Source organism: Microbacterium sufflavum, assembly GCF_023101165.1.
GTDB classification, from domain to species: Bacteria; Actinomycetota; Actinomycetes; order Actinomycetales; family Microbacteriaceae; genus Microbacterium; species Microbacterium sufflavum.
The window spans coordinates 202,016-220,202 of the sequence record NZ_CP078076.1 but is presented as its reverse complement, the minus strand read 5'-3'; the positions used below and the strand labels follow the sequence as shown (position 1 = coordinate 220,202).

The 18,187-nt window shown below is 69.2% G+C and carries 22 protein-coding genes; 21 read left to right on the top strand and 1 reads right to left on the bottom strand.

Features of this window, described 5'->3' with window-relative positions; translation table 11 throughout:
- From map to rplQ, 8 genes are all read left to right on the top strand, one after another.
- On the top strand, positions 1-852 hold the full coding sequence (map, locus tag KV394_RS01110) for a type I methionyl aminopeptidase (RefSeq protein WP_247982080.1): 852 nt from the start codon (positions 1-3) through the stop codon (positions 850-852).
- The gene (locus KV394_RS01105) at positions 852-1,523 is read left to right on the top strand and encodes a DsbA family protein (RefSeq protein WP_136045902.1); all 672 of its coding nucleotides are present in this window, start codon (positions 852-854) and stop codon (positions 1,521-1,523) included. The genes map and KV394_RS01105 overlap by 1 nt, the downstream gene beginning before the upstream one ends.
- A 168-nt stretch (positions 1,524-1,691) precedes the next feature.
- Complete coding sequence (gene infA / locus KV394_RS01100; RefSeq protein WP_028496510.1) at positions 1,692-1,913, top strand: translation initiation factor IF-1; 222 nt, start codon at positions 1,692-1,694, stop codon at positions 1,911-1,913.
- Positions 1,914-1,977: 64 nt separating this feature from the next.
- Positions 1,978-2,094: a 50S ribosomal protein L36 gene (gene rpmJ / locus KV394_RS01095; protein WP_005050492.1), complete on the top strand. Its 117-nt coding sequence runs from the start codon at positions 1,978-1,980 to the stop codon at positions 2,092-2,094.
- A 149-nt stretch (positions 2,095-2,243) separates the two neighbouring features.
- Positions 2,244-2,618: a 30S ribosomal protein S13 gene (gene rpsM / locus KV394_RS01090; RefSeq protein ID WP_062632862.1), complete on the top strand. Its 375-nt coding sequence runs from the start codon at positions 2,244-2,246 to the stop codon at positions 2,616-2,618.
- 30 nt (positions 2,619-2,648) lie between these two features.
- Positions 2,649-3,047 (top strand): 30S ribosomal protein S11, encoded by a 399-nt coding sequence (gene rpsK, locus KV394_RS01085; RefSeq protein WP_045249905.1) that lies wholly within the window; start codon positions 2,649-2,651, stop codon positions 3,045-3,047.
- 131 nt (positions 3,048-3,178) lie between these two features.
- Positions 3,179-4,168, top strand: a complete 990-nt coding sequence (locus KV394_RS01080) for a DNA-directed RNA polymerase subunit alpha (RefSeq protein WP_136028906.1) — start codon at positions 3,179-3,181, stop codon at positions 4,166-4,168.
- 34 nt (positions 4,169-4,202) lie between these two features.
- The gene (gene rplQ / locus KV394_RS01075) at positions 4,203-4,778 is read left to right on the top strand and encodes a 50S ribosomal protein L17 (RefSeq protein WP_136045901.1); all 576 of its coding nucleotides are present in this window, start codon (positions 4,203-4,205) and stop codon (positions 4,776-4,778) included.
- A gap of 64 nt (positions 4,779-4,842) precedes the next feature.
- Here rplQ and KV394_RS01070 read toward each other — a convergent pair whose 3' ends face one another.
- Positions 4,843-6,063 carry a PAS domain-containing protein gene (locus tag KV394_RS01070; RefSeq protein ID WP_136045900.1) on the bottom strand — a complete coding sequence of 407 codons (1,221 nt, stop codon included), beginning with the start codon at positions 6,061-6,063 and terminating at the stop codon, positions 4,843-4,845.
- Between the two features lie 160 nt (positions 6,064-6,223).
- Between KV394_RS01070 and KV394_RS01065 the strand changes: the two genes are divergently transcribed.
- The 13 genes from KV394_RS01065 (at position 6,224) to KV394_RS01005 (ending at position 18,172) form a co-directional block, all read left to right on the top strand.
- Positions 6,224-7,243 (top strand): Bug family tripartite tricarboxylate transporter substrate binding protein, encoded by a 1,020-nt coding sequence (locus KV394_RS01065; protein WP_247982079.1) that lies wholly within the window; start codon positions 6,224-6,226, stop codon positions 7,241-7,243.
- A gap of 1 nt (position 7,244) precedes the next feature.
- The gene (locus tag KV394_RS01060; RefSeq protein ID WP_247982078.1) at positions 7,245-7,802 is read left to right on the top strand and encodes a tripartite tricarboxylate transporter TctB family protein; all 558 of its coding nucleotides are present in this window, start codon (positions 7,245-7,247) and stop codon (positions 7,800-7,802) included.
- Positions 7,802-9,349, top strand: a complete 1,548-nt coding sequence (locus tag KV394_RS01055) for a tripartite tricarboxylate transporter permease (protein ID WP_136035981.1) — start codon at positions 7,802-7,804, stop codon at positions 9,347-9,349. The genes KV394_RS01060 and KV394_RS01055 overlap by 1 nt, the downstream gene beginning before the upstream one ends.
- Positions 9,350-9,395: 46 nt before the next feature.
- The gene (locus KV394_RS01050; protein ID WP_136028919.1) at positions 9,396-10,193 is read left to right on the top strand and encodes a sulfite exporter TauE/SafE family protein; all 798 of its coding nucleotides are present in this window, start codon (positions 9,396-9,398) and stop codon (positions 10,191-10,193) included.
- Positions 10,194-10,379: 186 nt separating this feature from the next.
- On the top strand, positions 10,380-11,384 hold the full coding sequence (locus tag KV394_RS01045; RefSeq protein ID WP_247982077.1) for an SIS domain-containing protein: 1,005 nt from the start codon (positions 10,380-10,382) through the stop codon (positions 11,382-11,384).
- A 16-nt stretch (positions 11,385-11,400) separates the two neighbouring features.
- Positions 11,401-12,687: an extracellular solute-binding protein gene (locus KV394_RS01040; protein ID WP_168387302.1), complete on the top strand. Its 1,287-nt coding sequence runs from the start codon at positions 11,401-11,403 to the stop codon at positions 12,685-12,687.
- Between the two features lie 63 nt (positions 12,688-12,750).
- Positions 12,751-13,632: a carbohydrate ABC transporter permease gene (locus tag KV394_RS01035; protein WP_136028925.1), complete on the top strand. Its 882-nt coding sequence runs from the start codon at positions 12,751-12,753 to the stop codon at positions 13,630-13,632.
- Position 13,633: 1 nt separating this feature from the next.
- Entirely contained in the window at positions 13,634-14,476 is an 843-nt protein-coding gene (locus tag KV394_RS01030) for a carbohydrate ABC transporter permease (RefSeq protein ID WP_247982076.1), read from the top strand.
- On the top strand, positions 14,473-15,405 hold the full coding sequence (locus KV394_RS01025; RefSeq protein WP_168387301.1) for a PfkB family carbohydrate kinase: 933 nt from the start codon (positions 14,473-14,475) through the stop codon (positions 15,403-15,405). The genes KV394_RS01030 and KV394_RS01025 overlap by 4 nt, the downstream gene beginning before the upstream one ends.
- A complete protein-coding gene (locus tag KV394_RS01020; RefSeq protein WP_136028931.1) occupies positions 15,402-16,139 on the top strand; it encodes a GntR family transcriptional regulator in 738 nt (245 codons plus the stop codon). Before KV394_RS01025 ends, KV394_RS01020 begins: the two co-directional genes overlap by 4 nt.
- Positions 16,140-16,185: 46 nt before the next feature.
- Complete coding sequence (locus KV394_RS01015) at positions 16,186-16,644, top strand: FAS1-like dehydratase domain-containing protein (RefSeq protein WP_136028932.1); 459 nt, start codon at positions 16,186-16,188, stop codon at positions 16,642-16,644.
- Positions 16,644-17,045 (top strand): MaoC/PaaZ C-terminal domain-containing protein, encoded by a 402-nt coding sequence (locus tag KV394_RS01010; RefSeq protein ID WP_136045895.1) that lies wholly within the window; start codon positions 16,644-16,646, stop codon positions 17,043-17,045. The genes KV394_RS01015 and KV394_RS01010 overlap by 1 nt, the downstream gene beginning before the upstream one ends.
- A complete protein-coding gene (locus KV394_RS01005) occupies positions 17,042-18,172 on the top strand; it encodes a UDP-N-acetylmuramate dehydrogenase (RefSeq protein WP_247982075.1) in 1,131 nt (376 codons plus the stop codon). Before KV394_RS01010 ends, KV394_RS01005 begins: the two co-directional genes overlap by 4 nt.
- The last annotated feature ends 15 nt before the right edge of the window (positions 18,173-18,187 follow it).

Sequence of the window (18,187 nt, the reverse complement as noted above, 5' to 3'; positions counted from 1 at the left end):
ATGTTCCGCCGCTCGATCTACAAGACCCCGGCGCAGTTGCGCGCCATGGTCGAGCCCGGGCTGATCACGGCCGCGGCACTCGATGCCGTCCGTCCCCTCATCAGGGCGGGCGTGAAGACCATCGAGCTCGACGCCGCAGCCAACCGCGCGATCCGCCAGCGCGGGGCCGAGTCGAACTTCCAGCTCGTGCGCGGCTATCACCACACGATCTGCGTGTCGGTGAACGAGCAGGTGGTCCACGGCATCCCGGGGGAGCGCGTGCTCGAGCCCGGCGACATCGTGTCGGTGGACTGCGGCGCTCAGTACGAGGGATGGAACGGCGACAGCGCGATCACGGTCGTCGTCCCCGACGCGGAGCGTCCGGAGCTCGTGGCCCGTCGCGAGGAGCTCTCGCGCGTGACCGAGGGGTCGATGTGGGCGGGCATCGCCGCGATGGCCACCGCGACCTCGATCGACGAGATCGGCGCCGCGATCCAGGACTACATCGAGGCGCAAGGGCCGTCGGCGGTGTCGGGGCAGCCGTACGGCATCCTCCGCGAGTACGTCGGCCACGGGATCGGCCGCAAGATGCACGAGGCCCCGAGCGTGTTCAACTACCGCACGCCTGACCGCGGCGCCGACGTGAAGCCCGGGCTCGTGCTGGCGATCGAGCCGATGGTCACCGCCGGCGGCGAGGCCACGTTCATCGAGGACGACGACTGGACCGTGACCACGGTCGACGGCACTGACGGCTCACATTGGGAACATAGCGTCGCCCGACATGATGGTGGCATATGGGTGCTCACCGCGCCCGATGGCGGAAGAGCCGGACTCGCCCCGTTCGGGGTCGAGCCTCGAGAGATCGGAAAGTAATGGCAGCGGCGAAGAGCAACACCAACTGGTTCGCGATCGGCATCTCCATCGCCGTCGTCGTGGTCCTGGTCGCGATCGGTGGACTCGTGGTGTTCCTCAACAACCAGGCCACGTCGCCGGGAGCCGTGCCGAGCGCCAGCAAGAACTTCGACCCCGAGGCCGGTTCGATCAGCAAGGGCGACGGCAAGGACACCGTCGCGGTGTTCCTCGACTTCCAGTGCCCGGCGTGCAAGGCCTTCGAGGACCAGTTCGGTGCGCAGCTGGAGGAGAAGGCGGCGAGCGGGGAGATCACGCTCGTGAACCACCCCATCGCGATCCTCGACCGCTTCTCGCAGGGCACCGAGTACTCGTCGCGTTCGGCCGGGGCGGCGTTCTGCGTCGCGGAGTCCGACGCCGACCTCTACTTCGACTACGCGAAGGTGCTGTTCGAGAACCAGCCGACGGAGAACACCGCGGGTCTGACCACCGACCAGCTGGCCGAGTTCGCGAAGCAGGTGGGTGCGGACGACGACGTCGTCTCGTGCATCACCGACGAGACCTATCGCAAGTTCGGCGCCGCCCAGGCGAAGCAGAACGACATCAAGGGCACCCCGACCGTGGAGATCAACGGCGAGCGGCTCGACCTGCAGAATCAGGCCGACATGAAGAAGCTCACCGACCTCCTGAGCTGAGTGTGATCCGCCCCGATGCCCCGTCCGGCCAAGTTGCCGGACGGGGCATCGTCGGATAACATAGATCTTTGGTGCCTTGTGCCATGCGTTCGGCGTGTCCGATCGGCCAGGCGCCACCCCCACCCATCCACCGCAGATCGACCGGTCTGCAGAAGCGTCAGCGAGGCTATGGCTAAGAAAGACGGTGTCATCGAGATCGAAGGCGTGATCTCCGAGGCTCTGCCCAACGCGATGTTCCGCGTTGAGCTCACCAACGGACACAAGGTCCTGGCGACGATCTCCGGAAAGATGCGGCAGAACTACATCCGCATCATCCCCGAGGATCGTGTCGTCGTGGAGCTCAGCCCCTACGATCTGACCCGCGGCCGCATCGTCTACCGCTACCGCTGATCGGTCGAGAAGTAACACCCCAGGCATTCCGCCTGCCCGGTGAAGACAGCGAACAGGAAACAACATGAAGGTCAACCCCAGCGTCAAGCCGATCTGCGACCACTGCAAGGTGATCCGTCGCCACGGCCGCGTCATGGTGATCTGCAAGAGCAACCCGCGTCACAAGCAGCGCCAGGGCTGAGTGCCCACCGCTGCGTGAGCACCGCTCTCGCAATCTCATAACTCAATACGACACGGCAGGATCAGAACCCGCGACAGCGGGGGACACCTCGGGGCGGAGGCCCGGGCACCGATCCTGCTCCACACCTCCACAACACCCAGGAGAACCGCATGGCACGTCTTGCCGGCGTTGACATCCCGCGCGACAAGCGCGTGGTGATCGCCCTTACCTACATCTACGGCGTCGGCCGTACCCGCTCGGTCGAGATCCTCAAGGCGACCGACATCGACGAGAGCATCCGCGTGAAGGACCTCAGCGACGACCAGCTCGTCGCCCTCCGCGACTACATCGAAGGCAACTACAAGGTGGAGGGTGACCTTCGCCGCGAGGTCGCCGCAGACATCCGCCGCAAGGTCGAGATCGGCTCCTACGAGGGCCTGCGCCACCGTCGTGGCCTCCCGGTCCGCGGCCAGCGCACCAAGACCAACGCCCGTACCCGCAAGGGCCCGAAGCGCACCGTCGCCGGCAAGAAGAAGGCCCGCTAAGCAGCGGCCAGGGACTAGGAGAACACTTTCATGGCTGCACCCAAGGCCGCCGCGCGCAAGCCGCGCCGCAAGGAGAAGAAGAACATCGCGCTGGGCCAGGCCCACATCAAGTCGACGTTCAACAACACCATCGTTTCGATCACCGACCCGTCCGGCGCTGTCATCAGCTGGGCGTCGTCGGGTGGCGTGGGCTTCAAGGGCTCCCGCAAGTCGACCCCGTACGCCGCAGGCATGGCCGCCGAGTCGGCCGCCCGCCAGGCGCAGGAGCACGGCGTCAAGAAGGTCGACGTCTTCGTGAAGGGTCCGGGCTCCGGCCGCGAGACCGCGATCCGCTCGCTGCAGGCCGCCGGCCTCGAGGTGGGCTCGATCCAGGACGTCACCCCGCAGGCGCACAACGGCTGCCGCCCGCCGAAGCGTCGCCGCGTCTGATGCGTGCACCGAGCCGCTCGTCTCTCCGGAGCCGGGCGGCTCGGCGCCCCGCGCGGGCATCGACTTCCACAACTCAAGACCTCACCCCACCACATGTCATATAGCGGGCATGTGATCGAAAGGAACACAGAGTGCTTATTGCACAGCGTCCCACACTGACCGAGGAAAAGATCGTCGAGAACCGGAGCCGGTTCATCATCGAGCCTCTGGAGCCCGGCTTCGGCTACACGATCGGCAACGCGCTGCGCCGCAGCCTGCTGTCGTCGATCCCCGGCGCCGCTGTCACCAGCGTCCGTATCGACGGCGTGCTGCACGAGTTCAGCACCATCCCCGGCGTGAAGGAGGATGTCACCGAGATCATCCTCAACATCAAGCAGCTGGTCGTCTCCAGCGAGCGCGACGAGCCCATCACGGCCTACCTGCGCAAGACCGGTGCCGGTGAAGTGACCGCCGCCGACATCTCGGCTCCGGCCGGTGTCGAGGTGCACAACCCCGAGCTCGTCATCGCCACGCTCAACGACACCGCCAAGTTCGAGCTCGAGCTGACGATCGAGCGCGGTCGTGGCTACGTCTCGGCGACGCAGAACCGCAACGAGTACGCCGAGGCGGGCCAGATCCCGATCGACTCGATCTACTCGCCGGTCCTCAAGGTCAGCTACCGCGTCGACGCCACCCGTGCCGGTGAGCGCACCGACTTCGACAAGCTCGTCCTCGACGTCGAGACCAAGTCGGCGATCAGCCCGCGCGACGCCGTCGCCTCGGCCGCCAAGACGCTCACCGAGCTGTTCGGTCTCGCCCGCGAGCTGAACGTCGAGGCCGAGGGCATCGAGATCGGCCCGGCGCCCGTGGAGGCTGTGAACTCCAACGAGCTGTCGATGCCGATCGAGGACCTCGACCTGTCGGTCCGCTCGTACAACTGCCTTAAGCGTGAGGGCATCAACACCGTTTCGGAGCTCGTCGCCCTCTCGGAGACGCAGCTCATGAACATCCGCAATTTCGGCCAGAAGTCGGTCGACGAGGTGCGCGACAAGCTCATCTCGCTCGGTCTGTCGCTCAAGGATTCGGTGCCCGGTTTCGACGGCGCCCACTTCTACGGCGGCAGCGAAGACGAGTCCTTCTGATACCCGACCTTTCCTGACCAGGAGTTAGACGATTATGCCCAAGCCCACGAAGGGTCCCCGCCTCGGAGGCGGCCCCGCCCACGAGCGCCTGCTGCTTGCCAACCTGGCTGCCGCGCTGTACACCCACAAGTCGATCAAGACGACCGAGACCAAGGCCAAGCGCCTGCGTCCGCTCGCCGAGCGCCTGATCACCTTCGCCAAGCGCGGAGACCTGCACGCACGCCGTCGCGTGCTGTCGGTCATCGGTGACAAGGAAGTCGTGCACGTCCTGTTCAACGAGATCGCTCCGCTCGTCGCGGACCGCGAGGGTGGCTACACGCGCATCACCAAGGTCGGCAACCGTAAGGGCGACAACGCTCCGATGGCCGTGATCGAGCTCGTTCTCGAGCCCGTCACCCCGAAGGCGAAGTCGACCAAGAAGGCTGCTGCCGCGCCGAAGGCCGAGAAGCCCGCCGCCGAGGAGACCCCCGCCGCCGAGGAGACCACCGAGGCTCCGGCCGAGGAGACCCCGGCCGAGGACACCGCTGCCGAGGCCGGCGCCGAGTCGCAGGCCGAGGGCGAGGCCGCTGAGGCCGCCGCCGAGGACGCTGTCGAGAAGAAGTCCGAGTAACACTCGAACGCCACGAAGCCCGCCGCCCCACTGGGGTGGCGGGCTTCGTCGTCACCGGGGGTCGTCAGCGGCCGTCGGTGCTGCGGTACCGCGCCCCCGGTCGGCCCTTCGTGCTGTAGTCGAGCGAGCGCACCGCCTGCCCGGTGGCGGCCAGATGCTCCAGGTAGCGGCGGGCGCTCACGCGGGAGATGTCGAGGTCGGCGCCCAGCTCCGCCGCTGAGGCGTCCGGACGGGCGGCGAGTGCCGTGGACACGCGGTGGAGCGTCTCCGCGCTCAGGCCCTTCGGCAGGCCGAACCGCTCGCGGAACGCGATGATGGCGTCTGCCGCCTCGACGCGCTGCACCACGTCGTGCAACTCGGTGTGGTCGCGCAGCAGCAGGGTCGCGCCACGGTCGGCGTCGTCGTCGCGGCTCGCGGTGCTGCGGGCGACGAGCACGTGCGACCCCACGATCACCGGGCGGCCGGCGGCCTCGCCCTCACGCAGCACCGTCGTGAGCTCCTCGCCCAGGACGTCGGCCGCCACGGCACCGTCGAGGTCGCCCGCATCACGACCGAGGAAACGGGCGGCCGCGTCGTTCGCGAGCGTGATGCGCCCGGAACCGTCGACCGTGACCACGCCCTCGCTCAGCCCGTGCAGCGTCGTCTCCTGGTTCTTCACGAGTGCCGCGATCTGATGGGGCTCCAAGCGGTAGATGCGGCGCCGGATCACCGAGGTCACCCATGCCGCTCCGAACACGCCCAGCACGGCAGCGGCGAGCATGGCGGAGATCAGCCACACCAGGTTGGCGGTGAACTCCTCACTGAGCTCCGACTCCAGGATGCCCACCGATGCCGTGCCGATCACGACGCCATCCTCATCCCGGATCGGCACCTTCACGCGCCAGGAGGTGCCCAGCGTGCCGGTCTGCGTGCCCACGTAGATATCGCCGCCGAGCGGGATCGACGGATCGGTCGAGACCCGTTCGCCGATGCGCTCCGGGTTCGGGTGCGAGTACCGGATGCCCTCGTCGTTGGCGACCACCACGTACGCGAGGTCGGACGCCTCCCTGATCACCTCCGCGACCGGCTGGATCGCCGCGGAGGGATCGTCGTCGTCGAACGCGTCGAGCACCACGGGCAGCGCGGCCACGGACTGCGCGACCGCCTGCATGCGATCCTTGTAGGCCTCGCGGAGTGCGTTCTCCTGGAACGCCCCGGCGGCGATCCCGGTGGCGAGGGTCACCAGGAACACGATCAGCGCCTGCAGTGCGAGCAGCTGCATCCGGAGCGTCATCTTCGAGGCCACCCGCTCATTCTCCCGGCTGTCGAACCAGGGCGCGAGCCGCGCGGACCGGCGTTCGCGACCAATACTTACGGAACGCGACCAATGGTTTCGGAAGCTTGAGCGGCCGCATCCACACCTCGATGGTGGACGGATTGCACTCGAACGCTCAAGGAGGAGCGCCATGAAGTACGTCCGCATCGCCACCCTGACCGCCGCGGTCGCCGCCACCGCCCTCGCTCTCACCGCGTGCTCGTCGGGAGGCGGAGACGCCGGAGGCTCGGACGGAGACGGCGAAGCCGTCGCCATCACCGACCTGAACATCGTGGTCCCCGCCGACCCTGGCGGCGGGTGGGACCAGAGCGGCCGCGCGATGTCGCAGCTGCTCACGGAGGAGGAGATCGTCGGCTCCGCCCCGGTCACGAACGTCGGAGGCGCCGGGGGGACCGTCGGCCTCGCGCAGCTCGCCAACGAGAAGGACCCGGCGACGCTCATGGTGATGGGACTGGTCATGGTCGGAGCGGTCGAGACCAACGCGTCCGCGGTCCGCATCGAGGACATGACGCCGATCGCCCGCCTCACCGACGAGCCGCTCGTGGTGGTCGTGCCCGCGGAGTCGGAGTACGACACGCTCGAGGACCTGGTGGAGGACGTCGTCGACCGCGGACAGGCCGTGACCATCACCGGCGGTTCGGCGGGCGGGGCCGACCACATCCTGGCCGGGCTCCTGCTGGAGGAGGCGGGCCTGGACGGCGGGGAGATCGCGGAGAAGCTCAACTACACGCCCAACTCCGGTGGCGGCGAGGCGACGTCGCTGATCCTCGGCGGCAAGGTCGCCGCGGGCATCTCGGGCGTCGGCGAGTTCCTGCAGCACATCGAGGCGGGGACGATGAAGGCGCTCGCGGTGTCGTCTGACGAGCCCGTCGCGCAGCTGCCCGACGTGGACACCATCACCGACGCCGGCTACGACGTGGTGCTCACCAACTGGCGCGGCGTGATCGCCCCGGGGGGCATCGACGACGCCGAGCGCGCGGAGCTGGAGCGCATCGTGACCGAGCTGGAGGAGTTGGACGCCTGGAAGGACGAGCTGGAGACCCGTGGGTGGGCCGACGCGTTCCTCACCGGTGCGGAGTTCGACGAGTTCCTCGCCGGCAACATCGGCGAGGTCACCACGACGCTGCAGAACATCGGGCTGGTCGGCTGACATGTCGACCGGGTCTCCCGGACCCTCGGGCCTGCAGACCGGCACACGCCGGTCGGTGGGCTCGCTCGGGTCCCTGCCGCGGGGCGAGCTCGTCTTCGCCCTCCTCATGGTCGCGCTCGGTGTGTTCGCCCTCGTCGGCGTGTTCTCCATCCACGTCCCTGCCGGCGCCCAGGTGGGTCCGACCGTGTTCCCCCTGTTCGTGTCGGTGCTGCTGCTCGGGTCGGCGGTGGCCGTGGTCGTGAGCATCCTCCGCGGTCACCGCGGCGTCCCGGAGGACGGCGAGGACATCGACCAGGAGCTCCCGACGGACTGGCTCGCGCTCGTGAAGATCGTGGGGCTCGTGGTGGCGCACCTGCTGCTGATCGAGCCGCTCGGGTGGGCGCCCGCCGCGGCGCTGCTGTTCGGCGGTGTCGCCTGGGCGCTCGGGGCACGCCGATGGTGGGTGGCCCTGCTGGTCGGTGCGGCCATCGCGCTCGTGGTGCAGATCGTGTTCGGCGGACTGCTCGGGCTGTCGCTCCCCTGGGGGCCGGCGCTCGGCTGGCTGGGGAGGATGCTCTGATGGACAGCTGGACCCTGCTCCTGGAGGGCTTCGCGACCGCGCTGCAGCCCCAGTACCTCGTGTTCGCGTTCTTCGGCGTGCTGATCGGTACGGCAGTGGGCGTGCTCCCGGGTATCGGCCCCGCCATGACGGTGGCCCTCCTCCTGCCGCTCACCTACACGCTGGAGCCGGCCGCGGCCCTGATCACCTTCGCCGGCATCTACTACGGCGGCATGTACGGCGGATCGACCACGAGCATCCTCCTCAACACTCCCGGGGAGTCCGCCTCGATCGTCACCGCGATCGAGGGCAACAGGATGGCCAAGCTCGGCCGGGGCGCCGCGGCCCTCGCGACCGCGGCGATCGGCTCGTTCGTCGCCGGCACGCTCGCGACGATCGGCCTCACGCTGCTGGCGCCGGTGCTGGCGCAGTTCGCCGTGAACCTCGGACCGGCGGACTACGTGGCGCTGATCGTCGTCGCGTTCGTCACGGTCGGCGCGCTCATGGGCTCCTCGGTGCCGCGGGGCCTGCTGTCGCTCGGCGTCGGGCTGTTCCTCGGGCTGGTCGGCACCGACTGGCTGTCCGGGCAGCAGCGCTACACGCTCGGCCTGCTGCCGCTCGCGGACGGCATCGACGTGGTGCTGGTGGCGGTGGGCCTGTTCGCCGTGGGGGAGACGCTCTACGTCGCCGCCCGTCTGCGCCACGGCGCGGTCGACGTGATCCCGGTGGCGCGCGGGTGGCGGAGCTGGATGACGAAGGACGACTGGCGGCGGTCGTGGAAGCCGTGGCTGCGCGGCACCGCCATCGGGTTCCCGATCGGGACGATCCCGGCGGGCGGTGCCGATGTCGCGACCTTCCTGTCGTACGCGACGGAGCGGAAGCTCTCCCGCCGCAAGGACGAGTTCGGGCGTGGCGCCATCGAGGGGGTGGCCGGGCCGGAGTCGGCGAACAACGCGGCGGCGGCCGGAGTGCTCGTGCCGCTGCTGACGCTCGGCCTGCCGACCACCGCGACCGCGGCGATCATCCTGACCGCGTTCCAGACGTACGGCCTGCAGCCGGGCCCGCTGCTGTTCACGGGACAGTCCGACCTGGTGTGGGCGCTGGTGGCGAGCCTGTACATCGGCAACGTCATCCTGCTCGTGCTCAACCTCCCGCTCGTGGGCATGTGGGTGAAGCTGCTGCAGATCCCTCGGCCGTACCTCTACGCGGGCATCCTGCTGTTCGCCGCGTTCGGTGCCTATGCGCTGAACTTCGCGGTCGTCGACATCCTGATCCTGCTCATCATCGGTGTGCTGGGGTACTTCCTCCGCCGGTACGGGTTCCCGGTGGCGCCGCTCGTGGTGGGCATGATCCTCGGGCCGATGGGCGAGGAGCAGCTGCGTCGCGCACTTCAGTTGAGCCAGGGCGACCTGACGACGCTCGTCGCGCAGCCGTTCGCGGCCGTCGCCTACGCCGTGCTCGCGCTGCTGATCGCGGGCGGGCTGTGGCTGCGGCGTCGGCAGCGGCGGTACGAGCAGGCGCTCACGGCGTCGATCGCGGTGCCGGTGAAGGCCGACTCCGAGGTGTGAGAGCCGCGGGTTCGAGCAGGGGAGGGGCCGGGAGTAGGCTGGTCCGGTGACTGACGCGCAGGCCCTGAGACGCGGGCCTCGCGCCTATACGGCATTCATCGGCATCGGCCTGCTCGCCGGTCTCCTCTCCGGCCTGTTCGGCGTCGGCGGCGGCACGGTCATCGTCCCGCTCCTGGTGCTCCTGCTGCACTTCGACCAGCGGCTCGCGGCCGGCACCTCGCTGGCCGCGATCGTGCCGACCGCCAGCGTCGGTGTCATCTCGTACGCCACCACCGGATCGGTGGCATGGATCCCGGCCCTGATCCTCGCCGCGGGCGCCGTGGTGGGCGCGCAGATCGGCACGCGCCTGCTCCCGCGCATCTCGCAGACCGCGCTGCGCTGGGGCTTCGTGGGCTTCCTGGTCGTGGTGATCGTGAGCCTGTTCCTGGTGATCCCCTCGCGGGACGCCGTGTTCGAGCTGACCTGGCTCACCGGTATCGCCCTGGTCGGCGTCGGCGTGGGCACCGGCATCCTCGCCGGACTCATCGGCGTCGGCGGCGGTGTGATCGTGGTGCCGGTGCTCATGCTCGCGTTCGGCACCAGCGACCTGGTCGCCAAGGGCACGTCGCTGCTGATGATGATCCCGACCGCGATCTCCGGCACCGTCGGCAACCTCCGCAACCGGAACGTCGACCTGCTCGCCGCCGCGCTCATCGGTGTCTCGGCGTGCACGACGACCGCGCTCGGCGCGTGGCTCGCGACGATCGTCAACCCCTCCGTGGGCAACATCCTGTTCGCCGCGTACCTCGTGGTGATCGCGGTGCAGATGGCGATCAAGGCCGTCCGCGGCCGTCGTCGCGCCTGATTCCGCGCTTTCCGCTCGCCGGCTCCTGACCCGCGCCGAAAGGGTCCTTCGTCGCCGGGAGGTTTTCTGCGACCCATTTTCCGCAGACCTCTTTACAAGCCGACCGGTCTCTCGCTAACGTCAGTCATCACATGACGTCATATAACAAGTCATGATGTTTGCTACCGGTCATCAGAAGGGACCATCTTGTCTGCCACCGCTCTGTTCGTCGACTCCGCCGCCATCGAGAACCAGCTCGCTGCGGCTCGCCAGGCGATCGCGACCCGGGACACCATCTCGCGCGTCGTGCTCACCGCCTGCGGCGGCTCCTACGCCGTCATGCAGCCCATCGAGTACCTCTTCGGAACGAAGGGTGTCCGGCTCGAGGCGACCGCCCTGAACGCCGCCGAATTCACCTCGCGCGCCTCGTCCCGCGTCGACGCGGACACCCTCGTCCTCCTCTGCTCGCACTCGGGCACCACCCCGGAGACGGTCGAAGCCGCCCGTCACGCCCGCGAGCGCGGCGCCCTCACCGTCGCCTTCACGTTCGACCCCGCCTCCCCGTTGGCCGAGGCCGCGGAGCATGTCGTGGCCTACCAGCACGGCGAGGGCAAGAGCGAGGCCCACGTCGGGCCGGCGCTCCTCCTGCGCCTCGCCGCCGGCATCCTCGACGACCGCGAGCAGGCGGGTATCGCGACCGCCGTCGACGACGCCGTGGCCCAGTTGCCCTCGCTCGTTCCCGCAGCCCGCGAGGCGCACGCCGCCGCCGCCGATGCCTGGGGCTACGCCTCCCGCCGCGAGCCCCTCATCTACACCATGGCCGCGGGATCCAACTTCGGCTCGGCCTACTCCTTCGCCATCTGCCTGCTGCAGGAGATGCAGTGGGTGCACTCCGCCGCGATCCACGCCGGCGAGTACTTCCACGGCCCGTTCGAGATCACCGAGGAGGACGTGCCCTTCATCGCGCTGCTCGGCCTCGACGAGACCCGCGCCGTGGAGCAGCGGGCCGTCGACTTCGTCACGAAGCACTCGAAGCGGGTGCTGGTGCTCGACGCGCAGGAGTTCGGCCTGGACGTCGTCGCCCCCGAGGTCCGTGGCGTCTTCGCCCACCTGCTCTTCAACATCGTGCTGCGCGCCTACGCGGACGCGCTCGCCGACCACCGTGGTCACCCCCTCAGCGTGCGCCGCTACATGTGGCGCATGGAGTACTAGGAACGAAAGGATCGCAATGATGCGAACGTCAACCCGGATCGGCGTGGCGGCTGCGGCCGCCGTCGCCCTCGTCGTCCCCCTGGCCTCGTGCGCCGGAGGCGAGAGCGAGGCCGCGGACGGCCAGGTGGAGATCAGCTTCTTCCACCGCTGGCCGAACGAGCCGAAGAACTCGTACTACAGCGACATGGTGGCGGAGTTCGAGAAGGAGAACCCCGACATCACCGTCTCCGTCGAGAGCGTGCTCAACGACGCCTACAAGGACAAGGTCAAGGTCGTCGCCGGCTCCGCGAACGCCCCGGACGTGCTCTTCACGTGGAGCGGATCGTTCGTCGATGAGCTCGTCGCCAACGACGCGCTGCTCGACCTGGGGCCGTGGCTCGAAGAGGACACCGCGTTCCGTGACAGCTTCTACCCGAGCCAGCTCGAGGCCTTCGAGGTCGACGGCACCTCCTACGGTCTGCCTGTGGGGATGCAGTCGAAGCTGTTCTTCTACAACAAGGACGTCTTCGAGGAGCTGGGGCTCGAGCCGCCGACGACGTGGGACGAGTTCATCGACGTGCTGGAGGAGATCCAGGACGCGGGGATGACCCCCATCGAGTACGGCGCGCAGGAGCAGTGGACGATCGCGCACTACGTGGGCACGCTCAACCAGCGCGTGGTCGACCCGGAGGTCTTCGCCGCGGATCAGGACCCCGCCACCGGCGAGTTCACCGACCCCGGGTACGTGACCGCTCTGGAGAGGTTCCAGGAGCTGGCGGAGTACATGAACGACGACCTCACCGCCGTCGGGCACGAGATCGCGCGCAACGCGTGGATCGCGGGGGAGGCGCCCATCATGTACATGCAGAGCGCCGAGGTGGGGTACTTCGGCGACGCGCAGTTCGAGTACGGCACGTTCAACTTCCCGGCCGTCGAGGGAGGCAAGGGCGACCCGGAGGAGTTGACGGGGGCACCGGAGGGCTTCGCGATCTCGAAGACCACGAAGCACCCGGAGGAGGCGCAGCGCTTCCTGGAGTTCCTGCTCAGCAAGCAGAGCGGCATCGCCTACGCCGAGCGGGCGGGGGAGCTGAGCCCGGTGAAGGGTGCCGTGGAGGAGGCGGACGTGCCCGAGATCTCCCAGGAGCTCGCGCAGGGGATCGTCGACGCCTCGGCGATGACCACCTGGCTCGACAACGCCTACGATCCGCAGATCGTGCAGGCGTACCTGTCCGAGACGCAGCTGATGCTCAGCGGCCAGCAGACCCCGGAGGGTGTCATGGCCGCCGTGCAGGAGGCGGCGACGCGGGTGCGCGACGCCTCCTGATCCGCCTCGGGGCCGCCGTCGCCCGCCGTCGGCGGCCCCTCCCACTTCGGAAGAGACACCGTGATGAGAACACGATCCCGAGCCTGGTCGAACCTGCTCTACGTGCTTCCCGCGATCATCCTGATCGGGGTGTTCGTGTACTACCCGCTGGTCGCCAACGCGGCCTTCGGCTTCTTCTCCTTCAGCGCCGGCGCCGGTGAGATGCGCTTCGTCGGCCTCGACAACTTCGCCCGCCTGCTGTCGGACCCCGTGATCGCGACCGCTCTGGGCAACAACATCCTGTACGCGGTCGTGTCGATCGTGTGCCAGGTGCTGGGCGCTCTCGTGATCGCGGCCTGGCTCACCCGGCTGCTGGGACCGCGCATGGGCGCGTTCCTGCGGAGCGTCTACTTCCTCCCCGCCGTCATCTCCATGACGGTGATCGCGCTGCTGTTCACGTTCGTCTACAACGCCCGTGGCGGACTGCTCAACGCCCTGCTGGAAGCCGTCGGGCTCGGCGGCCTGCAGACCGCGTGGCTCGCCGACGTCGACACGGCCATGGGGGCGGTCATCGGCGTCTCGCAGTGGCAGAGCATCGGCTACGTCTGCATGCTCTACGTCGTGGCGCTGCAGCAGATCCCCGAGGAGTACTACGAGGCGGCTTCGCTCGACGGCGCCGGCCGCATCCGCCAGTTCTTCAGCATCACCGTGCCGCAGGCCAAGGAGATGATCTTCGTCGCCATGATCCTCACCGTCTCTGGGGCCTTCACGGTCTTCAACGAGCCCTACATCCTCACCAAGGGAGGCCCGGGCAACACCACCCAGGTGCTGGCGACCTACATGTACAACCAGGGCTTCTTCCAGAACCAGATGGGCTACGCCTCGGCCATCGCCAGCCTGATCTTCGTGATCACCCTCGTGCTGTCGGTCGTGCAGATGGTGTCGTTCCGAAGCGGGAGGGACTGAGATGAGCGGCACCCGGCTCCGTCCGGCGGAACGTCTCCGCCAGGTTCCCGTCCACCTCGTCCTCGTGATCTACGCCGTCGTGATCGCCTACCCGCTGCTGTGGATGGTCATCTCGTCGTTCAAGTCGTCGTCCGAGATCTTCACCGACCCCTGGGGACTGCCGTCGGTCTGGCTCGTGCAGAACTACGCGGCCGCCTGGGACCGCGGCATCTCCGACTACTTCGTGAACTCGGTCGTCGTCACGATCGTCTCCACGGTGGCCACGGTGGCGATCGCGGCACTGTGCGCGTACGGCATGGTGCGACTGTCGAGCCGGATCGCGAACATCGTGCTGATCGTCGCCATGGGCGGCCTGGTCGTCGCACCGCAGGTGAGCCTGATCCCGCTGTACCGGCTGCTGGACGCGATGGGCCTGCTGAACACCTCCTGGGCGATGATCCTGCCCTACGTGGCGTTCCGGCTGCCGATGGCGATCCTCCTCATCCGGTCGGTGTTCCTCGGGATCCCGCGCGAGCTGGAGGACGCCGCGACCATCGACGGCTGCCGCTCGTTCGGCGTCTTCCGCCACGTCTACCTGCCGCTGAGCGCCTCGGTGCTCACCACGGCCGCCGTGCTGACGGGCTACTTCGCCTGGAACGAGTTCCTCTTCGCGATCGTCTACATCGACGCCGATGCGCTGCGCACCATTCCCGCCGGACTGATGTCGTTCCGGGACTCGCTGTCGACCGAATGGGGGGTGCTGCTGGCAGGACTGACGATCGCCGCCCTCCCGATCGTGGTGGTGTTCCTCGCACTGCAGCGCTACTTCGTGGCGGGCGTCGCGGCGGGGAGCGTGAAGGGATGACCATGGACGCGGATGACCTCCGCACCGCGCTCGCCGCGGTGCCCCCGCCCTCGCTCGTCGGCGTGGGTGACAACGTTCTCGACTGCTACCTGCACGAGGACCTCGCCTATCCCGGGGGCAACGCCCTGAACGTAGCCGCCTACAGCCGGCTGTTCTTCGGGGGGAGCGCCGCGTTCGTGGGCATCATGGGCGACGACCGGTTCGCCGACCACGTGCGCGGCGTGCTCGACGAGATCGGCGTCGACGCCACCCGGGTCCGTCGTGTGCACGGCGCCAACGGGATGGCGTTCGTCGCCCTCGACGACGACGGCGACCGGCGCTTCGTGGCCTCCAACCGCGGCGGGGTGCAATCCGAGCTGCGGCTGCGGCTGAGCGAGGTCGACCACGAGTATCTCGCCCGCTTCGCCCGCGTGCACACGTCGGTGTACTCGTCGCTGGAGCCGGAGCTGCCCGCCATCGCCGAGCGCGGGACGCGGGTGTCGTTCGACTACTCCGACGACGCGTCACCCGAGGTGATCCGCAGCACGGCACCGCACGTCGACGTCGGCTTCTTCTCCGGGGGCGGACTCTCCGATGCCGAGGTCGAGGAACTGGGCCGCTACGCCGTGCGCTGCGGCATCGGGTCGGCCGTGGTCACCCTGGGCGCCCGCGGATCCCTCGCCTTCGACGCGCAGTCCGTGCATCGCACCGGCATCCGCCCGGTCACCGCGGTCGACGCCCTCGGCGCGGGCGACGCGTTCCTCACCGGGTTCCTCGCGGCGCGGGCCGCCGGCGCCGACCTCGGCGACTGCCTCGACGTCGCCGCGACGAGCGGGGCGCTCGCCTGCACCCTGCGCGGTGCCTTCGGATACCCTGTGCATGCCGGGGACGACGCGCGAGCGCAGATGCTGCGCCACTATCCGGCGCCGGAGAGGAGGGCTTCGACGTGACTCAGCTGTCGCCGGGGGTGGGCTCGACGCCGCTGCACGAGCAGGTCCGCGGGCTGCTCCTGCGCGAGATCGACGCGGGCACCTACGGCGAAGGGGAGCGGTTGCCGTCCGAGCCGGAGCTGTGCGAACGCTTCGGCGTCAGTCGCATCACGGTGCGTCGCGCGGTCGCCGATCTGGAGAGCCTCGGCATCGTGCGACGGCAGCAGGGCCGCGGCACGTTCGTGGCGCCGCGCCGCGAAGTGATCGGAGCCATGACGCTGGGCGGATTCGCCGACACGGTCGTCGCCGACGGCGTCAAGTCCCGTCGCATCATGCGCGCCGAGACCGTCCCCGCCGACGAGAAGCGCGCGCGCCGTCTCGGCGTGCAGGTGGGTGACCCGGTGTTCCGTCTCGTGCGCGTCTTCGCCCTCGACGACATCCCGCTGTCCATCGACGACAGCCGGTACTCCCTCACCCGCTTCCCCGAATTCGACCGGCACATCCGCGACGACACCTCCACCTACCAGGTGCTCCGCGACGTCTACGGCGTGGAGTTCTCGGAGATGTACCGCGAGATCGACGTGGGGTTCACGAACGCGCAGACAGCGGAGTGGCTCGCGCGCCCCGAGCACGATCCGCTCATCGTCATCCGCAAGCGTGCTCTCGACCGCTCCGGCGAGATCGTGCACACCTCCCGGGTGAAGGTTGTCCCCAGCCGGATGACGTTGAACATGGTGGCGCGATCGAAGGACTGACGGTCGCGAGGGCGTCCGGTGTCCACCCCCTCGGTAGGATCGAGGGGTGGCAGTCAACCAAGATCTGATCGGCCGGGAGTTCCCGCCGACCGCCCCCTATCTGGTCGGCAGGGAGAAGGTGCGCGAGTTCGCGCGCGCCGTCTTCGCCGACGCCCCGCAGCACACCGACGTCGAGGCGGCCCGCGCAGCCGGCTACGCCGACGTGGTCGCCCCGCCGACCTTCGCGATGGTGATCCAGGACCTCACGCTCCAGCAGCTGCTGGGCGACGAGAACGCCGGGATCGAGCTGTCGCGCACGGTCCACGCGGAACAGCGGTTCCGCTACTCGCGGCCGATCGTGGCGGGCGACGAGCTCACCGCACAGCTGCGGGTCACCGGCATCCGCATGATGGGCGGCAACGCCATGATCACGAGCGAGACCGAGATCGTCGATGACGAGGGTGCGCACGTGGTCACCGCCACCACCGTGCTGCTCGTCGGCGCGGAAGAGGGAGAGGACGCCTGATGGGCTTCACCGTCGGAGACGTGGTCGCCGAGCGCACCGTGCACCTCACCCGCGAGTCCCTGGTGCGCTACGCCGGTGCCTCCGGAGACTTCAACCCGATCCACTACCGCGACGACGTGGCCGCATCGGTCGGGCTCCCCGGCGTGCTCGCGCACGGCATGCTCACGATGGGCATCGCCTCGTCGGTGGTCGTGGCCGCCCTCGACCCCGCCACCCGCATCGTCGACTACGGCGTGCGCTTCACCAAGCCCGTCGTGGTCGACCCGGTGGACGGTGCCGACATCCATGTGGCGGCGACGGTCGGCGCGGTCGACGACGACACCGCGCGGATCGACCTGAAGGTCACGTTCGACGACACGAGCGTGCTCGTCAAGGCGCAGCTGCGCGTCGCCGTCCGATGAGAGAGGTCGAACCCCTGCGGCTGGCCGAGCTCACGACGCTGCGCACCGGCGGCGCCCCCGATCGCATGTTCGACGCCACCACGACCGAGGGTCTCGTCGAGGCGCTCCGCGAGACCTGGGAGCGGGGCGACCCGTGGCTGGTGCTGGGCGGCGGCTCCAACCTCTTCGTGGGGGACGAGCCGTTCGACGGCACCGTCATCCGCGTCCGCACGACCGGGATCGAGGAGCTCCCCTCGCCGCATGCGGGTCGTATCCGGCTGCGCGTGCAGGCGGGCCACGGCTGGGATGACCTCGTCGCCTACGCGGTCGAGCACGGGTACGCGGGCCTGGAGGCCATGAGCGGCATCCCGGGGACCGTCGGTGCGTCTCCCGTGCAGAACATCGGCGCCTACGGCCAGGAGATCCAGGAGACGCTGGTCGAGGTCGAGCTGATCGACGAGTCCACGGGTGAGATCTCGACCGTGCCCGCGGCGGAGCTCGGGCTGGGCTTCCGCACCTCGGTGCTCAAGCATCACCACGGCAGCGAGCCGCAGCGCCGCGCCGTGATCCTGTCGGTGACGGTCGACCTGCTGGTCGCGGGGGAGCGGGTGGTGCGCGGTGAGCAGCTGCGTCGCGCGCTCGGGCTGACCGACGACACGCCGGTGCCGCTGACCTGGGTGCGGGAGCGCATCCTGGCGACCCGCGGGTCGAAGGGCATGCTGCTCGACGAGCACGACCCCGACACGCACGGCGTCGGCTCCTTCTTCCAGAACGCGATCGTGACGGCTGCGCAGGCGCGCACGCTGCCCCCGGAGTGCCCGCGCTGGCCGGTGGCCCCCGACCTCGACGCCGTGACGGTCATCCCGCTCGCGTCGTACGACGGGTACGTGCCGCCGACCAGGGCCGAGGCGCCCGACGTGAAGGTGAGCGCGGCCTGGCTGATCGAACAGGCGGGTATCCGCAAGGGCTTCAAGCTCCCGCGGTCGCGCGCCTCGGTCTCCACCAAGCACGCCCTCGCCCTCACGAACCGCGGTGGGGCGACGGCGGCGGAGGTCGCGGAGCTGGCGCGGTTCATCCAGAGCCGCGTGCACGCCGAGTTCGGGCTGGTGCTGCAGCCGGAGCCCGTGCTGCTCGGCGTCGACCTCTAGGGCGTCCGACCCGCG